The 21,209-nt window shown below is 34.6% G+C and carries 17 protein-coding genes and 5 pseudogenes; 12 read left to right on the forward strand and 10 right to left on the reverse strand.

The features are described 5' to 3' along the window. Positions 1-522: 522 nt before the first annotated feature. On the reverse strand, positions 523-645 hold the full coding sequence (locus tag RGF10_RS23890) for a winged helix-turn-helix transcriptional regulator (protein WP_412176632.1): 123 nt from the start codon (positions 643-645) through the stop codon (positions 523-525). Between the two features lie 108 nt (positions 646-753). Here RGF10_RS23890 and RGF10_RS14100 point away from each other — a divergent pair, with 108 nt between their 5' ends. Together RGF10_RS14100 and RGF10_RS14105 are read left to right on the forward strand one after the other, a co-directional pair. After that, on the forward strand, positions 754-1,587 hold the full coding sequence (locus RGF10_RS14100; protein WP_318503016.1) for a hypothetical protein: 834 nt from the start codon (positions 754-756) through the stop codon (positions 1,585-1,587). Between the two features lie 70 nt (positions 1,588-1,657). Continuing rightward, positions 1,658-2,125 (forward strand): hypothetical protein, encoded by a 468-nt coding sequence (locus tag RGF10_RS14105; protein ID WP_318503018.1) that lies wholly within the window; start codon positions 1,658-1,660, stop codon positions 2,123-2,125. 72 nt (positions 2,126-2,197) lie between these two features. Here the strand turns inward: RGF10_RS14105 and RGF10_RS14110 are convergent, their stop codons facing one another. After that, positions 2,198-3,094 carry an RCC1 domain-containing protein gene (locus tag RGF10_RS14110; protein ID WP_318503020.1) on the reverse strand — a complete coding sequence of 299 codons (897 nt, stop codon included), beginning with the start codon at positions 3,092-3,094 and terminating at the stop codon, positions 2,198-2,200. Between the two features lie 282 nt (positions 3,095-3,376). Between RGF10_RS14110 and RGF10_RS14115 the strand changes: the two are divergent. The 3 genes and pseudogenes from RGF10_RS14115 to RGF10_RS14125 all read left to right on the forward strand — a co-directional run bounded on the left by RGF10_RS14115 (position 3,377) and on the right by RGF10_RS14125 (position 5,099). After that, positions 3,377-3,847 (forward strand): annotated as a pseudogene (locus tag RGF10_RS14115) (tRNA (cytidine(34)-2'-O)-methyltransferase). A 220-nt stretch (positions 3,848-4,067) separates the two neighbouring features. Beyond that, on the forward strand, positions 4,068-4,466 hold the full coding sequence (locus RGF10_RS14120; RefSeq protein WP_318503022.1) for a VOC family protein: 399 nt from the start codon (positions 4,068-4,070) through the stop codon (positions 4,464-4,466). 402 nt (positions 4,467-4,868) lie between these two features. Then, on the forward strand, positions 4,869-5,099 hold the full coding sequence (locus tag RGF10_RS14125) for a hypothetical protein (RefSeq protein ID WP_318503024.1): 231 nt from the start codon (positions 4,869-4,871) through the stop codon (positions 5,097-5,099). A gap of 209 nt (positions 5,100-5,308) precedes the next feature. Here RGF10_RS14125 and RGF10_RS14130 read toward each other — a convergent pair whose 3' ends face one another. Further along, positions 5,309-6,181, reverse strand: a complete 873-nt coding sequence (locus tag RGF10_RS14130; protein WP_318503026.1) for an aldose 1-epimerase family protein — start codon at positions 6,179-6,181, stop codon at positions 5,309-5,311. 391 nt (positions 6,182-6,572) lie between these two features. Between RGF10_RS14130 and RGF10_RS23895 the strand changes: the two are divergent. Continuing rightward, a pseudogene (locus RGF10_RS23895) lies at positions 6,573-7,542 on the forward strand (Rpn family recombination-promoting nuclease/putative transposase). A 123-nt stretch (positions 7,543-7,665) separates the two neighbouring features. Here RGF10_RS23895 and RGF10_RS14145 read toward each other — a convergent pair. From RGF10_RS14145 to RGF10_RS14160, 4 genes are all read right to left on the reverse strand, one after another. Next, on the reverse strand, positions 7,666-8,112 hold the full coding sequence (locus RGF10_RS14145; protein ID WP_318503027.1) for an SgcJ/EcaC family oxidoreductase: 447 nt from the start codon (positions 8,110-8,112) through the stop codon (positions 7,666-7,668). A 149-nt stretch (positions 8,113-8,261) separates the two neighbouring features. Then, positions 8,262-8,651 carry a YybH family protein gene (locus tag RGF10_RS14150; protein ID WP_318509479.1) on the reverse strand — a complete coding sequence of 130 codons (390 nt, stop codon included), beginning with the start codon at positions 8,649-8,651 and terminating at the stop codon, positions 8,262-8,264. Between the two features lie 256 nt (positions 8,652-8,907). Then, a complete protein-coding gene (gene fbp, locus RGF10_RS14155) occupies positions 8,908-10,839 on the reverse strand; it encodes a fructose-1,6-bisphosphatase (RefSeq protein ID WP_318503029.1) in 1,932 nt (643 codons plus the stop codon). A 534-nt stretch (positions 10,840-11,373) separates the two neighbouring features. Further along, positions 11,374-12,078 carry an LPXTG cell wall anchor domain-containing protein gene (locus RGF10_RS14160; RefSeq protein WP_318503031.1) on the reverse strand — a complete coding sequence of 235 codons (705 nt, stop codon included), beginning with the start codon at positions 12,076-12,078 and terminating at the stop codon, positions 11,374-11,376. Between the two features lie 82 nt (positions 12,079-12,160). Between RGF10_RS14160 and RGF10_RS23900 the strand changes: the two are divergent. Continuing rightward, positions 12,161-12,262, forward strand: a pseudogene (locus RGF10_RS23900) (IS3 family transposase); the annotation flags it as partial. 106 nt (positions 12,263-12,368) lie between these two features. On the opposite strand, the gene RGF10_RS14165 reads toward RGF10_RS23900, so the two are convergent. From RGF10_RS14165 to RGF10_RS14175, 3 genes and pseudogenes are all read right to left on the reverse strand, one after another. Further along, complete coding sequence (locus RGF10_RS14165) at positions 12,369-13,010, reverse strand: GIY-YIG nuclease family protein (RefSeq protein ID WP_318503033.1); 642 nt, start codon at positions 13,008-13,010, stop codon at positions 12,369-12,371. Between the two features lie 39 nt (positions 13,011-13,049). Then, positions 13,050-13,499 (reverse strand): hypothetical protein, encoded by a 450-nt coding sequence (locus RGF10_RS14170; RefSeq protein ID WP_318503035.1) that lies wholly within the window; start codon positions 13,497-13,499, stop codon positions 13,050-13,052. Between the two features lie 484 nt (positions 13,500-13,983). Next, a pseudogene (locus tag RGF10_RS14175) lies at positions 13,984-14,531 on the reverse strand (ATP-binding protein). Here RGF10_RS14175 and RGF10_RS14180 point away from each other — a divergent pair. The 5 genes and pseudogenes from RGF10_RS14180 to RGF10_RS14200 all read left to right on the forward strand — a co-directional run. Then, a pseudogene (locus tag RGF10_RS14180) lies at positions 14,446-14,861 on the forward strand (ATP-binding protein); the annotation flags it as partial. The pseudogenes RGF10_RS14175 and RGF10_RS14180 overlap by 86 nt on opposite strands. A 946-nt stretch (positions 14,862-15,807) precedes the next feature. Beyond that, positions 15,808-17,439, forward strand: coding sequence for a DEAD/DEAH box helicase (locus tag RGF10_RS14185; protein WP_318503038.1), 1,632 nt, complete (start codon positions 15,808-15,810; stop codon positions 17,437-17,439). Then, a complete protein-coding gene (locus RGF10_RS14190; protein WP_318503040.1) occupies positions 17,436-19,256 on the forward strand; it encodes an ATP-binding protein in 1,821 nt (606 codons plus the stop codon). Before RGF10_RS14185 ends, RGF10_RS14190 begins: the two co-directional genes overlap by 4 nt. A gap of 2 nt (positions 19,257-19,258) precedes the next feature. Beyond that, positions 19,259-20,167 (forward strand): phospholipase D-like domain-containing protein, encoded by a 909-nt coding sequence (locus tag RGF10_RS14195; protein WP_318503042.1) that lies wholly within the window; start codon positions 19,259-19,261, stop codon positions 20,165-20,167. 125 nt (positions 20,168-20,292) lie between these two features. Then, positions 20,293-21,180, forward strand: a complete 888-nt coding sequence (locus tag RGF10_RS14200) for a hypothetical protein (protein WP_318503044.1) — start codon at positions 20,293-20,295, stop codon at positions 21,178-21,180. Positions 21,181-21,209 lie beyond the last annotated feature (29 nt).

Consider the following 21,209-nt stretch of genomic DNA (forward strand, 5'->3'; position numbering starts at 1 on the left):
GAGGATGAACTGGATCATACCTCTCTGTCGTTGTCGAAAAGGAAGTGCATCGGTTAGTGATTCGAAAGGGATATCTTAAAAAAGTCGAGGAGTATTTGAGACTAAGTGCCAAGACGATAAAAAAGTACTTTCTCAACAAGTCGATAAAATGATGCGGATTCTTGCATCTGGGGTCAATGGGGTCCGATGTTATCGGTTGGGGGAACAGGTTAAGCACCCTATCAGATCAATAGACGGTATTTATCTGTTAGTGAATTTCATCGAAAAAATAGAAGCAAAAATTCCACTTAATTTTGAAATCTCATCAAAAAAAGCTTAAATAGAAGGAGAAATTCCCTCTATTGATTCGAAAAAAGAAAAAATAGTTGATTTTGCTTTGCATAAGGGGAAAATCTCCCTTTATTTACCCCGTAACGAGCCATATTCTGCATTTAAGGGAAAAATCTCCCCTTATTTTGCTCTCGCTGGTTAATCCAAGGACCATTCAAGCTACTCAGGTTCCAGTCCATTAGAATACTCTCCTTAAGGAGGAACAACTGGATAAACTATACAACCTACAACATTTACTTTTTCTAATTCTCGTAATTGTTTTACCAGCATTCTTTGCTTGATATTAATGAATCTACATAACCAAAGCAAGTTCACAATATATGGTAACGTGCAGTGCTATAATAAAAAAATACTGCCTTATGAAACAAAATAGAAAATTGGGGTTTAAGTATACCAATGTAAGTGGAGTGGAGTTGATTTTGAATGAAAGAAAGAGCTCACCCATTATTTCTCATCCGGGGTGTAATTTTCATAACAGCCTTTATTTTTTACATACTTAATTTAATATTCCCAACAACACGGCTAATTGAAGTATGTTTAAATACGACAGCCATCCTTCTACTCGTAAGTGCACTAATTGGCGTATCACGGTTTTATTTCGTTCTATCCGTTAGCTTTTTAGTAAGCTCGCTTTTTCTTACCTATTATTATCATGGGTTATGGAGTCAAATAACTGAAGGTTTTTCGTTAATGTTAAAACTGATTTTGTTCATCGGAATGATTCCACTTATTTCTGTGCCAGTTGATGACCAGATTGGAATGATTCAAAAATTGATCAGAGTCTTAAATCAAAAGGTTTCATCCTTTAAAGTATGTCATATCTCTTCTTTTCTATTAGCCAATTTCATTAATATGGCCGCTCTACCAATTTCAAAATCTATTTTTTACCATAAAGGAACTGAACCTGCCGAAACGGTTAATGCCCAACTTTCGTTTCGGTCCTTTGGATTAGCGATGATGTGTTCACCAATTGGTGCAGCTATTGCCCTAGCTGTCGATATATCTGGCACGACTTGGCTATCCTTGCTTTCAATCAATCTCTGTCTTGTAGCGATTGGACTCTGGCTATCTTTTTTCTTTACCAAAAAAGATCGACTTCGCAGTGAACAAAATAAATTAAGCCAACAAATACAGTTAGAAAAACAAGATTATTTGTCTTTACTGACGATATTTCTACCATTCTGCGTTTATTTTTCATTCTTACTTGTCTCAGAACGATTTTTCTCGAGCTGGCATGATGGAAACCATTTTATTTAGCGTCCTGCCCTTCACTTTTTTCTGGAGTATTGGTATAAAAAAGTTGATCAATTGGTGGAATGCATGCCGTGTGCAAATCTTTAAGATCACTCCGAGTTTTTTTGGTCAATTTTCGGTCATTATCACGGCCGGTTTATTCCTCCATACCGTTGAAGCACTTGGATTAAGCCAATCATTAGTACGTTTTTTACCAGGTTTAGGAACGGATTATTCAGCCATCTTCTATATCCCTGCTATCATCGTCATTGTGCTGAGCCTATCCATGCTAGGTGTCCATCAATTTGTAGCAATGATATTTGTAGGTCAAATTTTAAAACCAGAGGCGATTGGAGTCTCTCCAGCAATCTATGCCAGTGCACTGCTCGTTGGATTTGCGACTGGAATGCTGGCTAGCTCCTTTAGTGGGGCATCCATTACAATGAGCAGTTTACTTCCTGGAACAACATCTTACCAAATCGCAAAAAGAAATTACCCTTTTTCATTTACGTTCATTGCCATTTCAATGTTATTTCTAATCCTCGTACACTACTTAATGTAAATGACAATTGGGGACGATTCTTTAGCTTTAAGTAGCCAAGAATCGCCCCCATCCGTAATCTGAGACAATAGATTAATTGTTGGGAATTTGAATGCCACGCCAGCCATTTACATCGCATTGGCCATATTCATTATCCCCTACAGCCACCACCGTGCCGTCCGATTTTAGGCCGAGAGTATGAGCGCAACCCGCAGCTATTGCCACAATATCGCGCCAACCGTTTACATCGCATTGGCCATGCTTATTCAAACCCGATGCTACCACCGTGCCGTCCGCCTTAAGCCCGATGGTATGATAACTTCCCGCCGCTACCGCCACAATATCGAACCAGCCGTTTACTTCGCATTGACCATGTTTATTCTGACCCACAGACGCCACCGTCCCGTCCGATTTAAGACCGATGGTATGAAGGTAACCCGCACCTACCGCCACTATGTCGCGCCAGCCACTTACATTGCATTGGCCATACCGATTATTTCCCACAATCGTCACCGTGCCGTCCGATTTAAGTCCAACGGTATGCCAGTCACCCGCACCTACCGCCACCATATCACGCCAGCCGCTTACATTGCATTGGCCTTCAGTATTTCGACCCACTGCCACCACCGCGCCATCTGATTTTAGCCCGATGGTACGACGCCAACCACCCGCAACCGCTACAATATCGCGCCAGTCGCTTACTTCGCATTGGTCCTGCTTATTCCAACCCACAGCCACAACCGTGCCGTCCGTTTTTAGACCGATGGTATGGGCATTACCCGTGTTCTTCGCCATATGCACATTACCTGTCGCTACCGCCACCATGTCTCGCCAGCCGCTTACATCACATTGGCCATATTTATTATCACCAACAGCCGTCACTGTGCCATCGGATTTAAGACCAACAGAATAACGGTTTCCAGCCGCTATGTGGTGTTTAGGCCACCGTTTCACCTTTAAAGTCGCTAGTTCCTTTGAATCGTAATCCAAGTTTTACCTCCCTCTATTAATGAAAGTTTTTCTATGAATTTCGCTGTAATACTACCATTTTCTCCAATGATATTGTTACGCCTCAATTTTATTTTTGATATGTTCTTTCCTTACTTTATCTCTTTTTGTTATTAATAAAAAGTTTAAATTGCAAGTGCTGACCATATGAGATATGATCAAAAAAGTGATTTTTAAAAATTAAGCCCCAGTTAGTAAAAATGCTTAAACTCACCATTCTTTTGCTATAATAGGAAGGGTAAAAATAGATAGAGGTGACCTTTCTTGGCTATTCATGTTGTACTATATCAACCAGATATTCCGTCTAATACTGCAAATATTGCACTAACTTGTGCCGCAACGGATACGTCCTTGCATTTTATCCGACCACTTGGCTTTTCAACAGATCCAGAAATGTTAAAACAAGCTGGTATCGATTTTTGGGACGCAGTAAATATAACGTATTATGACTCCTTGGATGACTTTTTTCAAAAAATCAAGGTGAGTTTTACTATATTGAGACCTTTGGTGAAACAACCCATTCGTCCTTTGATTTCAGTGATGTAACAAAGGAACATTATTTTATGTTTGGTAAAGAAACAACCAGGTTTGCCAAAGGATCTACTTTACCAAAATAAAGATCATTTTTTGAGAATACCCATGAATGATCATGTTCGCTCCCTGAATCTATCGAATACAGCTGCAATTTTGGTGTATGAAGCTTTGCGTCAGCAAGGATTCCCCAATCTAAAATAAAAAATCTTCCACATCGGAAGATTTTTTATTTTAGCTATTCGCTAAGGTAAAGTCCTAAGTTCCTATTCTGTATTTATTCTCTACGATGATAAGTATTCTCCCCGACAGAAATCAGCTTCTTACATTTGACGAACGACTGTAAAGTTACCTATACTTGTCAGGTAACTGATTAGTTTCTTATATTTGAAGTCTTAATATTTCTTTTAAGGAGTAGATATTTATGGAAAAGGTTACACCATTCTTAATGTTTCAAGATGGTAAGGCAGAAGAAGCAATGAATCATTACATATCAATTATTGACGATTCAGAAATTACCAGTATTGTTCGTTATGGAGCGAATGAGTCTGGGGATGAAGGAACCGTAATGCAGGCTACTTTTTCCTTAAAAGGGCAAGAATTTATGTGCATTGACAGTAATATAAAACATCAGTTTTCCTTTACACCCTCATTTTCTCTTTATGTGACTTGTGAAACTGAAGAGGAGCTTGACACTCTTTATGAGAAACTCCTCATAGATGGTCAAGCACTTATGCCGTTAGGTGACTATGGTTTTAGTAAGAAGTTTGGCTGGTTAAATGATAAGTTTGGTGTTTCGTGGCAACTAAATCTTCCAAAATAAATATAAGCAAGGGGATGGTTCTATTGTTTAGCTGATATTTACCATTTAGGTAAAATAGGAAAACAGAAGAACTGTCCCCTGTTTTCTGTCATGAATGAAAAATGCTATTACTCCGCGAAATAATCAAAATCCATATTTATTGTATACAACACCAAACACCAATATTGTATTCCAACATGTATATTGCAAGGTATTTCCCATTTAAACTCCGAATTCATAAATAGTGTGAAATTAAGTATAGTATGATTAGTATTTTTCAAAGAAATCCACGTCTATTGTTAACAATCCAATGGGTCGCCTTAATGCCAAAACAAATTTTCAGAAAATTACAAATAAAAATGTATCCGCTTTCATAAAAATCTTATATAATAAATTTATCTACTTTTTTAGGGAGGTAATTTATTGATTATTCCGAGAGAGGACATTCATTTTCTAGTAGAACAAATAAGAGAAAAAGATACCCATCTGGTATACCAGCTTATTAGTTACATTATTCAAAAAGGCAATTTTGAAGACATCGGGTTGGATATGGATTTTTCTCCATTACCAGAAAAAGAAAAATCACTGCTAAATTGCGCAAAAATGAACACTGAAATCGACGAGCTTGTCGTATGGTATGAACAGAATATATAGATGAATATTGAATATAGTGGGAACAATGATTACTTCCGTTCCCATTGTTCCCATTTTACCTTATAATACATAGAACACTGTATGGGTTTTTTTACTTTATTTCTTCCCATAAGAGTCTTAATTTAGATAAAATAACATTGCTTACTTCATTATTAGCGCTATCCACATTCCAATTCCAGGTTGATCCTTACCACTTTTGAAATGAATACTTATTTAAACTTCATTTTATATGAAGCCACGAAGGATTCTTCAGGTTCAAGTTTATTGATCCCAAATTTCTCCTTCAAACTTCCAGATGTATTATATTTGTCTGCAATACCGTACCATGGCTCAATACAAACAAACGGAGCCATCTTGCCATCTATGTATTTCGACCAAATCCCAACAAAAGGGAATTCTTCAAACATTACCTCTACACCATGCTCTGACTTTTTAGATACCAGTGTAATTTGATCTATATTACTATAAACAAGAGCATCATGCGCAAATAGCGAATCTGTTAGTGGAATCTTTGTAATTTCATTCGCAGATCCTTTCTCGTAAATTAGCCCTTCCTTTAATTCATATTCCATTACATCAATATTCGCAGCAGGCACAAGGAGTAAACTATAGTCCTCAATGGTCTCATTTTCTAAAAGCGGAATCCTAAATGCAGGATGAGCACCAATCGAAAAATACATCTCTTCCTCGTTGGCATTAATTATTTTCCAATTTACGGTGAGTGAATCGTGATTAAGACTGTAACAAATAATCGCTTCAAAATCATACGGATAAACATCAAGGAAACGTCCTAAAGAATTAAAGCGAAATGAAACGTCTGTTGTGTTTAGTTCATCTACCTCAAATTCAACATCACGTAAAAAGCCATGTTGAGACAACTTGTAGGTCTTTCCCTCGAGCTGATAAAGATTATCCTTTAATTGCCCGACAATTGGAAATAAAACTGGAGAAACACGTCCCCAATAGGCTGGATTCCCATTCCACATATAGCTCAGCTTATTTTTCTTGTTCTTCACATTACGTACTTCTGCTCCATTTTTACTGATTTCCACCTTCAACCAATCATTTTCAATTACAATCATCTTCCTATCCCTCATCTCAATTGAATGCATTGTTTACTCTTTTTATGTTTAATCGTGCCAACGCCCTCTTCACGGTGGTAAAAGCAACTATAGAAAATTTTCACCCCACTTGCCTTTTACCACCCACTCTATTATAAGCTTTTCTAGGGTAATAATTGCTTGCATTAATTTCTTTTTTGTTCGGCATGATATCTATCTTTTTCAAATTCTACATTAGATGAATTCAGTCTTCTTCATCAGTCAAATTACGCAACCCAAACGATTAATAATGTTATTAAAAACTAAAAGGAAAAATCGTTATAAATGTCGAATCATTTTTAAAGAGAAAATTTCTTTACTTACCACACTCCCCCACTCTTACTTCAAACTATCCTCGAAAGGAAGATCCCTAATGGAAAAGGAATACCTTGATTTAAAATTGGACTTTATGTTCAAACAATTATTTGGTCAGAAAAATCGGAAGCATATTACCATTGCATTTTTAAATGATTTGTTAGGCCGAAAAGGCGATAATCGGTTTACTGATCTACATTTTGAGAATACGGAAAATGTAAAGGACCGTCCAGATGGAAAAACAGTCATTTTTGATGTAACAGTTTTTACCTCATTTGGAGAGCGTATAAACATTGAAATTCAACTAATCAATCAACAAAACATGCCTGAAAGAACTCTTTATTACTGGTCGCGGATGTTTTCCTCAAGTTTAAACTCCAGGAGATTCTTATTCAGAACTTCCCACTACTATTATTATCCCTATCTTAAACTATCCCTTATTTTCAAGCGAAACAGAGCGATTCCATACTGTATTTCATATTCGAGAAGACCAAGAGGGTTATTTGTGGTCGGACAGGCTCGAAATTCATTTAATAGATTTAAGTAAATTCATGTTACAATGGAAAAAATACCGCAGGAAGCTTAAGGAGCAAAACCATCAAGAACTGCCTTGGCTGATGATGCTTTCAGCTGCCGATGTCCAAAGGAAAAAACTGGATGATGAAATGTTGGCTGAACTGGAGGAATGGTCAATGAATATTGAAGAAATTAGAGAAGCCTTAATCGAATGGGAAAATTTAAGCATTAAGAAGAAAAACCGCACTGAGTATGAATCACGCTTAAAAGAACTTCGTGACCTTCTGAATAATTATCAAGGCTACCACAGAATGGGAAAAGAAGAAGGTATTGAACTGGGTAAGCAAGAAGGTATCGAACTTGGAAAACAAGAAGGAATTGAACTTGGAAAACAAGAAGGAATTGAGCTTGGACTCCAAAATGTAGCAAAAACCATGCTAAAAAAAGGAAAATCAATTTCTGAAATAGTTGAATTGACCGGATTAACTGAAAAAGATATTAAAAGACTTTAACAACTCTTTTTTCAAACGCCTGCCTTAACCCAAAAAGCCTTTCCGTTATCCATGAAAAAACAGTTAATAAATGGGGTTACAATCAGGATAACTCCAAATTGTAACCCTATAACTCTATTCAGCTTAAAGCAACTGCCTCAACTCTTTTGTCATTTGCTCAACTAATTCGGGTCTGCCATGAAACTGAGCTGGCGTATTTTGAAATAGTTCAATTTGCCAAATACAATCCTTTTTCACTGCAACTAGCGTCTGGTGAGCATTTACATTAGGTTCAATATCTGTTTTTCCTGGTGGAATCATCCCTGCAATCGCGTGTAATAAAGCCGCTTCAGTACCTAACGCTCGTATAGATTTAACTTTCGTTACAAAAGGAGCGGTAGGATGGTTATCAAATATAGGTTTAACATGGGACAAAATCTCCGCTTTTCCAACTAGCTTACTTCCATCAAAACCAATTTGTACGCCCTGTTCAGAATATAGATTCGCCATACCCTCGGCATCACGCTTATTCCATGCCTCAATTAATTTATGATATAGTTCTTGGATTTCATTATGGATTGAAACGGTCAAATCTAAATCCCCTCTCTGCAAAAAAATGGTGAATCGATAATTGGGATCATCTCTATCTCCGGTAGATTCTGAAAAGTACCCTGTACTCTCATTTCCCACAACAATTGTTATATTTTTATTACTACCACATGGTCAAAGTTCATTTAAGCCTATTTATTGATTAATTCTGTCCCATATGAGTTATCAATTGCACAAAGCCATTCGCCTTTTTGATTTTTCTTAAAGACATATGTTGCCCTTCTATCCATTGAATATTCCGAATCCTCTTTATCAGCAGCAAGGAGCGTTTGGGATAACACTAAAGCAGTATCTCCTGTTTCTAAAATAATCATTTCCCCTTGTGTAGGTACAACACTATTATTAAAGTATTTTGCAATCGCGATAAATGCTTTTTTGATTTCGTCTTTGCCTCGTGCAATCATTCCAGGTTTAACAACTAAAATGGCATCATCAGTATAATAATTCATCAATGTCTCAAAATCTTCTTGTTTTATTGCAAGGTCACATTTTTTAATTAGCTCCATTAATTCATGTTCCATTAAATATCCACCTCCTGAAATCTTCCACATGTAGAACTCCTTTTAAAATACAGCAAAATGATGAAAAAAAATAGAGAAGAAACACCTCTTCTCCATTTTTATAGGCTTTTTAAATTCCCTTAATTAATCTTCTCAATCATATCCTTTTTCTTTTTTCTCTCTTGTGAAAATATGCTCCAAATACTGGGTGAATTCCGATTCTCCAGAATAGGACAAACACAGATATTCCTTCGCTCGTGTCTTCCCCTAATTGGGATCAATTCATATAGCGATATTCTCTCAGACTATTCAATATAGAGATTTCCTGTAATAGTTTCTCTCCAATATTCGTTTCTCTAACCTTTTTTCTCTTTAACTCTTGATCTACCACCCTTTTAATGGATAAAACGTCAGTCCCGTTAAGTAAGACATCTTCTTTTGAATTAAAAAGCTTATGGGCGACCAGCTGCATACCGTAGGAATTATATAGTAACGTATATCCTGCTATGCCTGTTGTTGATTGATAAGCTTTGGAGAAGCCTCCATCTATCACGATCATCTTACCATTGGCTTTAATTGGATTTTCTCCCTCAATTTCTTTAACTGGTGTATGCCCATTGATAATGTGACCCTGGTCAGGATTCAGACCAAATTCTGTTAGGATCTTGCGGCAAATTTCTTCATTTTCACGTAAATAGTAATATGGATTCTTTCTCTCTTTATGGGTTGCCTTTTCCTTAATAAAGTACCTCTCAAAAGTGGTCATTTCTCTTTTTCCAAAAAGTGATGAATATTCTCCTGTCCATAAATACCAGACCATATCCGTCGCAAGATCATCTGTCGCTTCAGGGTGTGCAAAAGCATGCCGCAAATACTGTTCAAAAACATCAAGTAATTCACGACCTGAATAAGTATTATTTTCAATCACCATTTTTTCCATATTCCCTTTTTCATCTAAAGGAATACAGCCATGTATTAATAGGTTCCCATTATATTTTAAATAAAGACTCCCTTTCTTCATAAGGAAATACATATGTCTGGCCAACTTTTCCGAATGCTGGACTGAAAATAATAATCTTTCCATAACCTGCCTTTCTTCTTCTAATAATTGATCAGGCTGCTCTGGATTTACCGTTGTAAAGCAAGTATTTTCTAGAGGGTAGGTTTTCCCATCAATCGTTATCTCGTTCTTTTCATAATCAATTTTCTCCAGCAATAGCCTTTCTGACATATTAAAATACGGGCGTCTCTTGATTATAGGCATTTCGAGTTTGAACTGAATCATCGCAATGGCTTGATGAATTTTCGTTATTTGTAATGTTTCATGATCAGATTGTTTCTTATCGAATTGTACCTTAGGTCTGAAAGCCGGATTGTCCTGATAGTATTTCTCCGCAAGATTTAAGAGAGGTCTAAGATTGATTCCATATACATCTTCAATAATATCCAGATTGTCATATCTTGCGCTGATTCGAATGATATTAGCCAGACAAACCATTGAACCTGCAAAAGCACCTATCCATAGTACATCATGGTTTCCCCACTGAATATCAACAGAATGATAATTGATCAGAGTATCCATGATTTTATCAGGTTCAGGTCCACGATCATAAATATCCCCCACTACATGGAGATGATCGACAACCAACCTCTGAGTGGTATACGCAAGCCCTGTTATGAGTTTATCAGCCTGACCTAAGGAGATAATCTGCTCAACAATTTCTTTGTAATACTGTTCCTTATTTGTAGATTCATTTGTTTTGTATAACAGTTCTTCTATTATATATACAAATTGACTCGGCAATGCTTTTCGTAATTTCGAACGTGTATATTTGAAGGAAGCATGAGAAATAAGCCTGATCATCCGCTCGATGATGACTATATACCATTGATTTAATTCTTGTTTATTACTAAAATGACTTTTCATTAATTTTAATTTTTCTTCAGGATAATAAACTAATGTCGCAAAATCATTTATTTCTTTTTCAAATAAAACATCTTGAAACAAGTCTCTGATTCTCTTTTTTACATTCCCTGAACCATTTCTTAACACATGTTGAAAGGCTTGATACTCCCCATGTAAATCACTGACAAAATGTTCTGTTCCCTTTGGCAGATTAAGAATCGCTTCCAGATTAATAATTTCAGTTATTACTTTTTCTTCACAATCATATTTTTGGACAAGTAAATCTAAGTATGTTGAGTTCAAAATCATGTGTCCCCTTTCAAAATCACCATTTATTTACTACTTTGTAGATTAAGTATCATTTTTATATTATTTAAAAACTTAGATAATAGTTATTTTACTATATATAACCCTTCTGTAAACCGGTTTCTTAAACGGTGGATAACATGTGAAGTTAAAACAAAAATTCCAACAAGTTCTGAATTCCGATGAGTTAACCGCAGAAATGGATACATCTGTTTGTTGAATTGAAGTGAAGTTATGTCTAATTTAACCATGGGGACGTCTCTCCTATTTCCCTAATATTTTACACTATCTCCACTAATCCCGTAGCATTACAAATTATGGAGTGAATATGATATGGGATTTAAGGCACATCAAAAGTGTTTTAACCCACCCTTCAGGGAATTAAAAAGAGGTTTCCCAAAGATTTGGGAAGCCTCTTTCATTAGACCTTTTCTTAAGAAACGCCTCATTTATTTTTTTCAGATTGTCATAGCCCTTTGATTTGATGATTTGAGCACCTCCATCAGGAGAGGCTATTCTTTATACTTCCTATTAAACATTTTTCTTTCTTCTCTTAAGAATAAAAAACAAACTTATCACTACTGCAACAAGTCCAGCAACTAATAAAACAATATTTAATGTATTTACTTTTTCAAATTCAAACTCAACATCATTTATTTCATTTGGAATAAACACCCATTCTAATGTTTTCCCATCGTTTTTAACTTCTGAAGCATTATTTTCTCCTGCTTTTACTGGTAATACTAAAGTAAAACTTAAATCCATCTGATTTATGACGGATGAAGCAATTTCTGCATCCATGCTGTCACTATCGATTTGCTCAGTCATTCCTGTAAAATCAAACTCACTTTTTACAGCATAAGTATTTTTGAAAAATCCTTTTTTCTCATTAACATTAAATTTGAATAATTGTTGTTCATCTGTTAAATCTGAGGATACTTCCTTAAAGTCTTCAAAGTGCTTTGTAACTTTAACACCCAAGTAATCATCGTCTTTATAATTACTTGCTTTAAATCCTTTTTCTTCAGCACCTTTTTTTAATTCATTAAGACTTGAATTTACATCGCCACCGAAAGAAGCAATCTGTTCATCTAAAGCATAAATTAAAGTTAAATCACTGCTACCGTCCTTATTAATCTTCAAATTAGATTTTACTTTAACACAACCTGTGGTCATCAATATAACTAATAACGCCATTAGTGTTAAAAGACCTTTTCTCAGTCTAATTCTTGACATATTTACCCACCCCTACCAAATAATATAAAAACATTTAATATTATTGCAAAACGATAGTAAAATAGTACTCTTATTTGTACTATTAACTCTTTACATACATTACTATAATCACAAACGAATTAAGGCAAAATTAACTGATATGAGTACGGTTAATTATCGGACTCATACCCAGACAGTAACCTAATATTCGTGTCTAACCTTTTGGCTTCAGATCAAGCCCGCCCCGTCCCCTTTTGAACATCATACAAAAAATCAATAAACAATAACCATCACCGTGTACCTAGTCACTTTTAATCTACAAAATCAAATAGTGTTTCTGCAATTGTAATATGTTGATATTCTTTTCTAAGTAAATCTAATTGCTTATGGTAAAATCTTGGATATAATTCTAGTAAAACAAACTCAAGTTCTTCTTTGTTTAATTTTCCCAATGGATTTTTTCCTTCTGGCCCATTTATATTGGTTTGAAAATATTTATCTACTTTTTTGTAAATATTAAAAAGGATTAGGGATCCATTTGAATGATTTGTATTTATTGCTGCTAAAACATATGCCATCTGTTTTACTGCTTTTCTATATCGTTCTAATAGTTGATTCTTTTGGATGTTTTCAGTTTTATAGGTTGGATGAATTTTATGATTAGATAGAACGTCCCATCCCTTTTTAATATAAAATTCACGTGCTTCATCTTCCATTCTATAAAAATCATCGTTTTGGTATTCAGGACTGTCCATTTTCTTCAATATGATAAAACGTGTTCCTTTATTTAAATACAGATGAAGTCGTTTCGGATCATCTTGATAATAGGAAATCCTATTTAAATGTTCGATCCAACGAATAAGGAAATTCCTCTCAGTTTTCCCTACGTATACCGTATTTAGTTTTTTATTGATGATTGCATATACGCCTCTGCTTAGCAAATCATGTTTCACATTAATACCCCATTTATTAAAGCAATTATCTGGCACTATTTATCCTTTAGCTTTCTTTATTTCTGCTTCCCTACTTACCTCTTTTTTTCCATTCATTAATTCATTTAAAGTATAGTACGTATGAGACAGAAAATTTTTCTCCTTAGGTTTTGGTAAATGATTAAGAAAGTGCTCCACTTTAAGTAAGTAAAATTTATACTCCTCTTTTTCTCCAAATCCGAATGTACGCTTCCGTTCATGAATATATCCAAGCAAACGATCTTTCCATTTATCATTTAGAAAACTGATATCCTTTTCTAATTCAATTGATTCCGGTTTTAGTACAAATGCACATTCTACGCTATAAAGTGAATCCATAACACCTCCAGCTTTACGGAGGGCCATATATTTCGCTTCTTTATATTTTCTAGGATGTGGATGAGCATGGACCAGGTATTTCTTGATAATATCTTGAGTTTGTGCAGCTGGGAGTGAAATTACTTCCTTCATCAATAAGACCTCCTGATATGAAAGTTCATCAAAACCATTTTATAAAACCTAATAATAAACATCAGTTAAACTACTATAGCTAAGATAGATTTCTATACTCAATTTTATACCCCTTCCATTAAACAGGAAAATTACCAACATTATTGTGAAATGTCAATTAACTTCAAATCCGGTACACAGTTACCGCTGACACCTATTTCTCAAGTTACCAGGCGTCTAAAAATGAAAAAAAGACAAACGATTAAATATTCCCATCGTTTGTCTCTCTATTAATCAATGTATTTATCATAAAACAATTAACAAACTCTTAATCGTAAAAAATAATCTCCAACCTCTTCATAATTCCAAGTACATCTTCCATTAATTTATGTTCTTCTTTATTGTTTAACTCGAAGGGAAGAGCATCGAGGCTCTGTTCTACCTCATCTTGTAGTAGCTTCTTATCCTGTGTATTTCGCAACTAAAAAGTGAGCCATTTCGCAATTTAATTTTGAGCCACTACTTCCTCACTTAATTTCATCCATTCTTGCGCTTCTTTCATTCTAAAAGAAGGACCATTCATATTTAGTACATGGGATTTATGTGTTAGGCGGTCTGTTAATGCTGCAGTAAAACTGGATCATGGAATATCTCTTGCCACTTAACGAAAGGTAGGTTGCTAGTGATTATGGTCGATTTCCTACCAGCTCTTAATGACAAGTGCGTAAATAATAGCTCGGCCCCTTCTTTATCAAAGGAAATATATCCGAGTTCATCTATAATAACGAGATCATACTTTTCAAATTTCAATTCAAATGATCTTAAAGTTCTTTCAGAACGGTACTCCTTTAACTGATTAATGAGGGATGGCACTGTCGCAAAAAACACTTTATATCCAGTTAAACAAGCCTCAATGCCAAGTCCTATGGCAGTATGAGTTTTACCCTTATGAAAAGTTTTCCATAAGGGTAAAACCCACTTGGCCACTTCTATAGGAATTGCCGCAGCAAAGAAACGGACAAGCACGTATTTTATCAAGTGCCATGACCTCATTCAAAATCTGAAGAGAGCACGCTTGGAAAATCGTTTAGAAGCTTGTTTGAAACATTATACTAAGTACAAGCTTCTCATTATCGATGAAATTGGCTATTTACCGATTGACGCGGAAGATGCGAGCTCTTTTTCCAGCTGATTGATATGCGTTACGAAAAGCGAAGTACTGTATTAACCACAAATGTGAATTTTAAATCTTGGGATGAGATCTTTCAAGAGCCGAAGTTAGCAAACGCAATTTTAGACCGAATTTTACATCATGCGACTGTGGTTACAATCGTAGGGGAGTTATATCGTTTAAAGAATCATTTTGCGAAGGAAAACGAATAATTTTGTACGTTCTTATACAAGCGAAAGTGTACATATTTGTGTTGACATTTATACCCGTAATAAAGAATATGGAAAAAGAGGTCAACAATTAGCTCACATTTGGCAGAATTAGTTTATAATATCAGTTTACTATGGAAAAATGGGGTCAGCACCCCACTGTAGTAACGCTTTACTCCACCAGGGGACTAACCCCAAAACTCCTCTAAAATAGTCTTTGTAATTTATTATAACGAAAGTGTCCAATTTACCGTGTCCGTTTTTTAGTCTAACATCAATACATACTTTTTCAATTACGTTTTTTTGTTCATCTAATAACACAAATTCATCATTTCATCAAAAAGTAAAACCATCGTTTAAACTAATTTATTTTGAATTGAGGATTTTTCCATTTTCAATTGCCTCTGCAATTTCTTCGGCGTCCCCTTCCGAGACTAGTTCTCAAGTTAAGTGTTGATATACAAGAGTTTCCTACATTGAACAGCATCCCCCCAGTCCTAAAAAACTGTAAACATAAGGTCTATAACATGCTCCTCCAGACGTTTGTGTACTTCCATCTGTATAAATTACTCTTTCTCGTGACCAGCCATATCTCCATCACCAAAATTAACATACATTTATTACTCTAACTACCAATTAAATAAATTCACGAAATAGCTTTAATTTGATGATTATTTATAAGAAATTTGTTCCATATTTGTATTTGTATATGAGATAATAAATCCAAATATTTCAAATATCTAAAAGTTGTAAACTCATGTCATTTAAGAACATTAATTTTAAAAATGAGTATAGATCATTATAACTTTTATATTATTCATTAAACTTCTTTCTTCGAATAAAAGTTTGTCTCTCCAATGAATCACTAAAGAAATTTATTAGAATATTACATAATTAGTATATAATTCCTATTATTTCAAATCGCATACTCAATAAAGGAGGGAGGCTTTTGCTTTCTATTAAAGAAATAATACATAGAGCTGATGAAATTACTATACAAGAAATTATAGGCAGTCAAACTGTTAAAATTTTAAATTTAATCAACGAAAGTAACTATAATAGCAAATTCAAAAAAATTATTTTAGAGTTCCATTCAGAAGAAAAAATACTTTCTGATAAAAGATTGAGAGATATAGTAATAGACTTATTACGGCTAGAAGAAATTAAAGCTTTAGCAAAAATTTTAGGTGTATATAACTCTCATGATGAAATATACGATATCTACAAAAAGGTTAAAAATATAAATTTCAGAAAAAACTCAGAGAGTATGAATTTACTTTTTTCTATATTTAATGTAGATAAAAAAATTTTTCCCGAACAATTAGTAGAAACACCTTTTCATACTGAAATCACTGGAAATTACCAACTGTTCAAGCACCAAAGAGATGCTGCAACAAAAGTAATGAACATCTTAAAAGCTGGAAATGAAAGAGTATTACTACACATGCCAACTGGATCAGGTAAAACTAGAACAACGATGAATATCATATCTGACTATCTTCGTATGAATGAAAAAAAAATGGTGATTTGGTTAGCGAATACCGAGGAATTATGTGAACAAGCAGCCTCTGAATTTGAAAAAGCTTGGTCTTTTTTAGGGAATAGAGAAGTTTCTGTTACTAGATTTTGGGGAAGTTCTGAAATTCAATTAAAAACACTTGATGATGGTCTACTAGTTGCCGGACTACCTAAATTAATAAGTAAATCTAAAGGAAGTATCGGAAGAAGGTTTATGGCCGAGTTAGCTAATAAAGTTTCACTCATTATCTTTGATGAAGCTCACCAATCTGTTGCACCTGTTTACAATGATATAGTGAATATTTTGTTAGATATTGGGGATTCAAAAAAACTAATTGGTTTAAGTGCCACTCCAGGTCGTAGCTTTGGAAATCTGGATGCCGACTTAAAGTTATCACGCTTTTTCCACAAGAAAAAAGTAAAGCTAGAAGTAGATGGATACGACAGCCCAGTAGATTATTTAATTGATGCTGGGTATTTAGCACATGTTAACTTTAAACCATTGATTTATGACAACCAAAAAGCAGTATTATCTGAAACCGAAAAAGAAGATTTAAAAAGAGTGCTAGAATATCCAAAATATTTACTTAATAAGTTAGCTGAAGATGAAAAACGTAATCTACTCATCATTAATGAAGCTATTCGTTTAACATCACACCATAAGAGAATTATCTTGTTTGCTCCATCTGTTGAAAGTTCTAATACTATTTCCTTCATATTAGAATCGCAAGGTATTCATTCCCGGTCTCTTACTGGTGAAACAGATAATAATACAAGAAAAGATATTATCGAGGATTTTAAAAGTGATGATTCTACTCCAAAAGTACTTTGTAATTATGGAGTTTTAACAACTGGATTCGATGCACCTCGGACTAGTGCAGCTATAATTGGGAGACCAACAATGTCACTGGTACTATATAGCCAAATGGTAGGTCGCGCTATTCGTGGAATCAATGCCGGTGGAAATAGAAATGCAGAAATTATAACAGTAATTGACCAAGATTTACCGGGCTTCAGATCGGTCGCAGAAGCATTTGAAAATTGGGAGGATGTATGGGAATGAATAATGCACAAAGTATAGATCAATCTTATGTACCAGCACACTTAGCTATCGAAGCAATGAGAGATAACGGATATAAAAATACAGCATATGCGGTTGCAGAATTAATTGATAATTCCATTCAAGCAAATGCCAATTATGTTCAGATAATGTGTAAAGAACAGGATATGTTAGTTAAACAGAAAAACCTTCCTAGATTGACAGAGTTGGCTGTCTTAGACAATGGTGATGCTATGGATGCTGATGTATTACAACTTTGCTTACAATTTGGAAATGGTACGAGACTTGAAAGATCAAAAAGGACTGGTATTGGAAGGTTTGGTATGGGGCTTCCTGCCTCTTCAATTTCTCAATGTACACGTGTTGATGTATGGAGTTGGCAAGATGGTGTAGAAAACGCATTACATACTTATCTAGATATTTTAGAAGTAAAAGAAAGTAAAACAGCTGAAATTCCAACACCAACAAAAAAAGAAATTCCTTCTATTTGGAGAAAAGAAGGCGTTATTTTTGAAAAAACAGGAACATTAGTCGTTTGGTCTAATTTAGATAGATTTATGTGGACAAAAGGACAAACACTAATAAACCATTCTGAACTAGTAATTGGAAGAATGTACAGAAAATTTTTAAATGATGGGCGGATAAAAATAGATTTTACCATTTTTAATACAAGTAGACCCGGTGATGAAGCTACACATCACTTTTCATTACCCAACGATCCTTTATATTTAATGGAGAAAACGAGTTGCCCTGCCCCATATAATGAAGTACCAATGTTCGAACCATTTGGTTATGAAAAGTGTTTTGATATTACTTGGAATGAGGAAATCCATCCTGTATTTGTTAGACTCTCAGCTGCCAAAGATGAAGCGCGTGAAAGTGACGGAATTGCGGCAGGTTCTAAACCTTACGGTAAACATGCTAGTAGTAATATTGGTATCTCCATTCTTAGAGCTGAACGAGAACTTGACATGGATATAACTCTAGTAAACAACTATGATCCTAGAGAACGTTGGTGGGGAATCGAAGTTGAATTTCCACCAGCCTTAGATGAATTAATGGGCGTATCTAATAATAAACAAGCCGCGAGGAATTTATCTGATGTTTTAAAAATGATAGATGATGTAAAAAAAGAACAAGAAAAAGGTCGTACTTTACTTGATATAAAAGCAGAATTAGAAGAAGACGACGACCCACGAGCTCCTTTAATTGAAATCTGCGAGTATATTAATCGACACTTAAGTAATTTAAGAAAAGTTGTTAAAGGACAAAACAAAGACAGTAAAGCTACCATTAATCAAGCAAAAAATGAGAAAGTGGAAAAAAAGGCTACTGAAGTTACAAATTTCCGTAAAGAACAAGGCTATGTTGGTCAAAGTGATGAAGATGAGAAGAAACCACCTCAACAAAGAAAAGAAGAAATTACAGAAACGTTGATTGAGACTGGTATTGACGATGAAAGCGCTCAAAAAGTTGCTGAACGTTCAGTAACGAATAACTCAAAGTTCAATTTTATTGAATTTGCATTTGAAGGTAATGCATTCTTTACAGTACGAACTAAGGGTGGAGCAATTAATGTTATGATTAATAAGTCCCACCCTGCTTACGAAAATTTATTAGAAGTACTTAATGAAACTATAGAAGGAACTAGTGTAACAGATTTGAAATCTAGATTAGATAAAGCATCTATGGGCTTGAAATTATTATTGGCTGCATGGGCAAGATATGAAGATGAAACCCCAGATGGATTACGTAGAGATCAAGTTCAAGAAGTACGTGAAGACTGGGGTAAATATGCAAAGCAGTTCTTGAGATACTAAATATGGCTAGTTCAGTTATTCATACAAAAGATATTTTTCCTTTTCTTGAACTGGAATTATTAAATATGAAGCGACAGCTTATTATTGTATCCGCATTTGTCAAAACCGAAGCTCTTAAGAGAATTGATCAATGTATCAATACCGATATCGAAAAAATCTTATTAGTACGCTTCAGGAAAATCGATTTAATTTCAAAAGCGACTGATTTAGACCTATTTAATTATTGTAAAAACAATGGTTGGAAGATGTATTTTAATCTAGGTCTTCATTCCAAAGTTTTTGTTTTTGATAAAAAAAGATTTTTCATAGGTAGTTCAAATGTGACTTTATCAGGTTTAGGCATTTCTGATAATCCAAATATCGAAAGTGGCGTAAGTGGTACATTCGAACAAGATGATTACCTAAGAATCCTAAGCTTCTTTGAAATTTCAGAACTAATGACAACTAGCATTATAAACGAATTAGACAAACAGTTAATAGAATTAACAGATATTGAACCTATACCTGAATGGAATCTTGAAAATATGAATCTATTTAGAGAAGATTCTCTAAAAAAATTATGGGTTTTAGAGTTTTTATCAAGTGCTAGTTCATTCGATGTGAGAAGCAGTGATTTAAAACTCTTAGGCCTAACTAGGACCCAATCTTATGACGAAGATTTATTAAGAGAAACGTTTATGAATTTAAAATGTTATAGATGGTTACTTAGTTCATTCGAAGACGAGATATATTTTGGCGACTTAACGACGAAGCTTCACAACACTCTAATTGACGATCCTAGGCCCTATCGAAAAGATGTAAAAAGCATTCTGACAACTTTGTTAAATTGGATTATTGAATTAAAAATAGATGGTATTATAATTGATCGACCTAATTATTCACAACGAATTAGAAAGGTTAACATATTTTAAGTTTTTCATTGGAGTTCATCCTCCAATGAAAAACTCCCAACTTTAATGCTGGAAAAGCAACTGAGGTACTAACAAACATAGCAAATTTTATAATCTAAATTGCTAATGAATAGGAGGGCTTTTTAATGAACATTAATAAAGCAAAAACTAAAAAAACCAATGATAAATCGAGCGCTCTTAGTATTCTAAATGCAGGGAATCTTGATTCCATTAGTAATCGTAAACCTGTACATATAGCAATGTTCAGTGGTGGTGCAGCATCCGCTTATGTAGCATATTATATTGTACAAAAATATGGGAAAGAAAATTGTGTTTTATTTTTTACCGATACACTTTGGGAAGATATCGATAATTATAGATTTATGGAGGAAGTAGCCGAATATATTGGGCTTGATATTACTTATCGTACAGATGGTCGAACACCTGAAGAGGTATTTTACGATGTACGCTTTTTAGGAAATTCACGTATGGCCAAGTGTTCCGAAGAATTAAAAGTACGTCAAACTCTAATTTACTTAGAAGAGCTTAGAGATATACATAACCTAGAACCTATTCTATACTTTGGTATTGGTCCACATGAACAACATCGAGCAGTTAATCTTCAAAATTTTTATGAACACAATCCGATAGAGCCTATTGCAACACGTTTTCCTATGATTGAAACGTTTAAGGAAGATTTAGATGCAAAAAAAATCATTCGTGATGAATGGAAGATCAATCTTCCACGAATGTATGGGCTTGGCTTCTCACATGCCAACTGTGCTGGTCGTTGTGTACGTGGCGGTCTAGGGCATTACGCCTTACTTTATAAAGTTTGGCCAGAACAATATATAGAGCAAGAAGCAATGGAAGAACGTTTCCGTGAAAAGTTTAATAAAGACGTTTCTATATTAAAGCGAAATGGTGGACCTTTTACTTTACGTGAATATCGTGAGTTTATGGATCGTGATGGCGTAGAGGTATATCTAAGCGAAAAAGAAGATACGATTCCTTGTATTTGTTCATATTCTTAAAAAGTCAAATGCAGCCATTCGATTATCGA

The organism is Bacillus sp. T3, assembly GCF_033449965.1.
Classification (GTDB): domain Bacteria; phylum Bacillota; class Bacilli; order Bacillales; family Cytobacillaceae; genus Bacillus_BU.

Excerpts from the sequence above, each read along its gene's own strand:
- RGF10_RS14195 (WP_318503042.1), top strand. The coding sequence starts at position 19,259 with ATGGCTAGTTCAGTTATTCATACAAAAGATATTTTTCCTTTTCTTGAA.
- RGF10_RS14190 (WP_318503040.1), top strand. The coding sequence starts at position 17,436 with ATGAATAATGCACAAAGTATAGATCAATCTTATGTACCAGCACACTTA.
- RGF10_RS14120 (WP_318503022.1), top strand. The coding sequence starts at position 4,068 with ATGGAAAAGGTTACACCATTCTTAATGTTTCAAGATGGTAAGGCAGAA.
- RGF10_RS14130 (WP_318503026.1), bottom strand. The coding sequence starts at position 6,181 with ATGATTGTAATTGAAAATGATTGGTTGAAGGTGGAAATCAGTAAAAAT.
- RGF10_RS14100 (WP_318503016.1), top strand. The coding sequence starts at position 754 with ATGAAAGAAAGAGCTCACCCATTATTTCTCATCCGGGGTGTAATTTTC.
- RGF10_RS14150 (WP_318509479.1), bottom strand. The coding sequence starts at position 8,651 with ATGGAACATGAATTAATGGAGCTAATTAAAAAATGTGACCTTGCAATA.
- RGF10_RS14200 (WP_318503044.1), top strand. The coding sequence starts at position 20,293 with ATGAACATTAATAAAGCAAAAACTAAAAAAACCAATGATAAATCGAGC.
- RGF10_RS14160 (WP_318503031.1), bottom strand. The coding sequence starts at position 12,078 with ATGTCAAGAATTAGACTGAGAAAAGGTCTTTTAACACTAATGGCGTTA.
- RGF10_RS14170 (WP_318503035.1), bottom strand. The coding sequence starts at position 13,499 with ATGAAGGAAGTAATTTCACTCCCAGCTGCACAAACTCAAGATATTATC.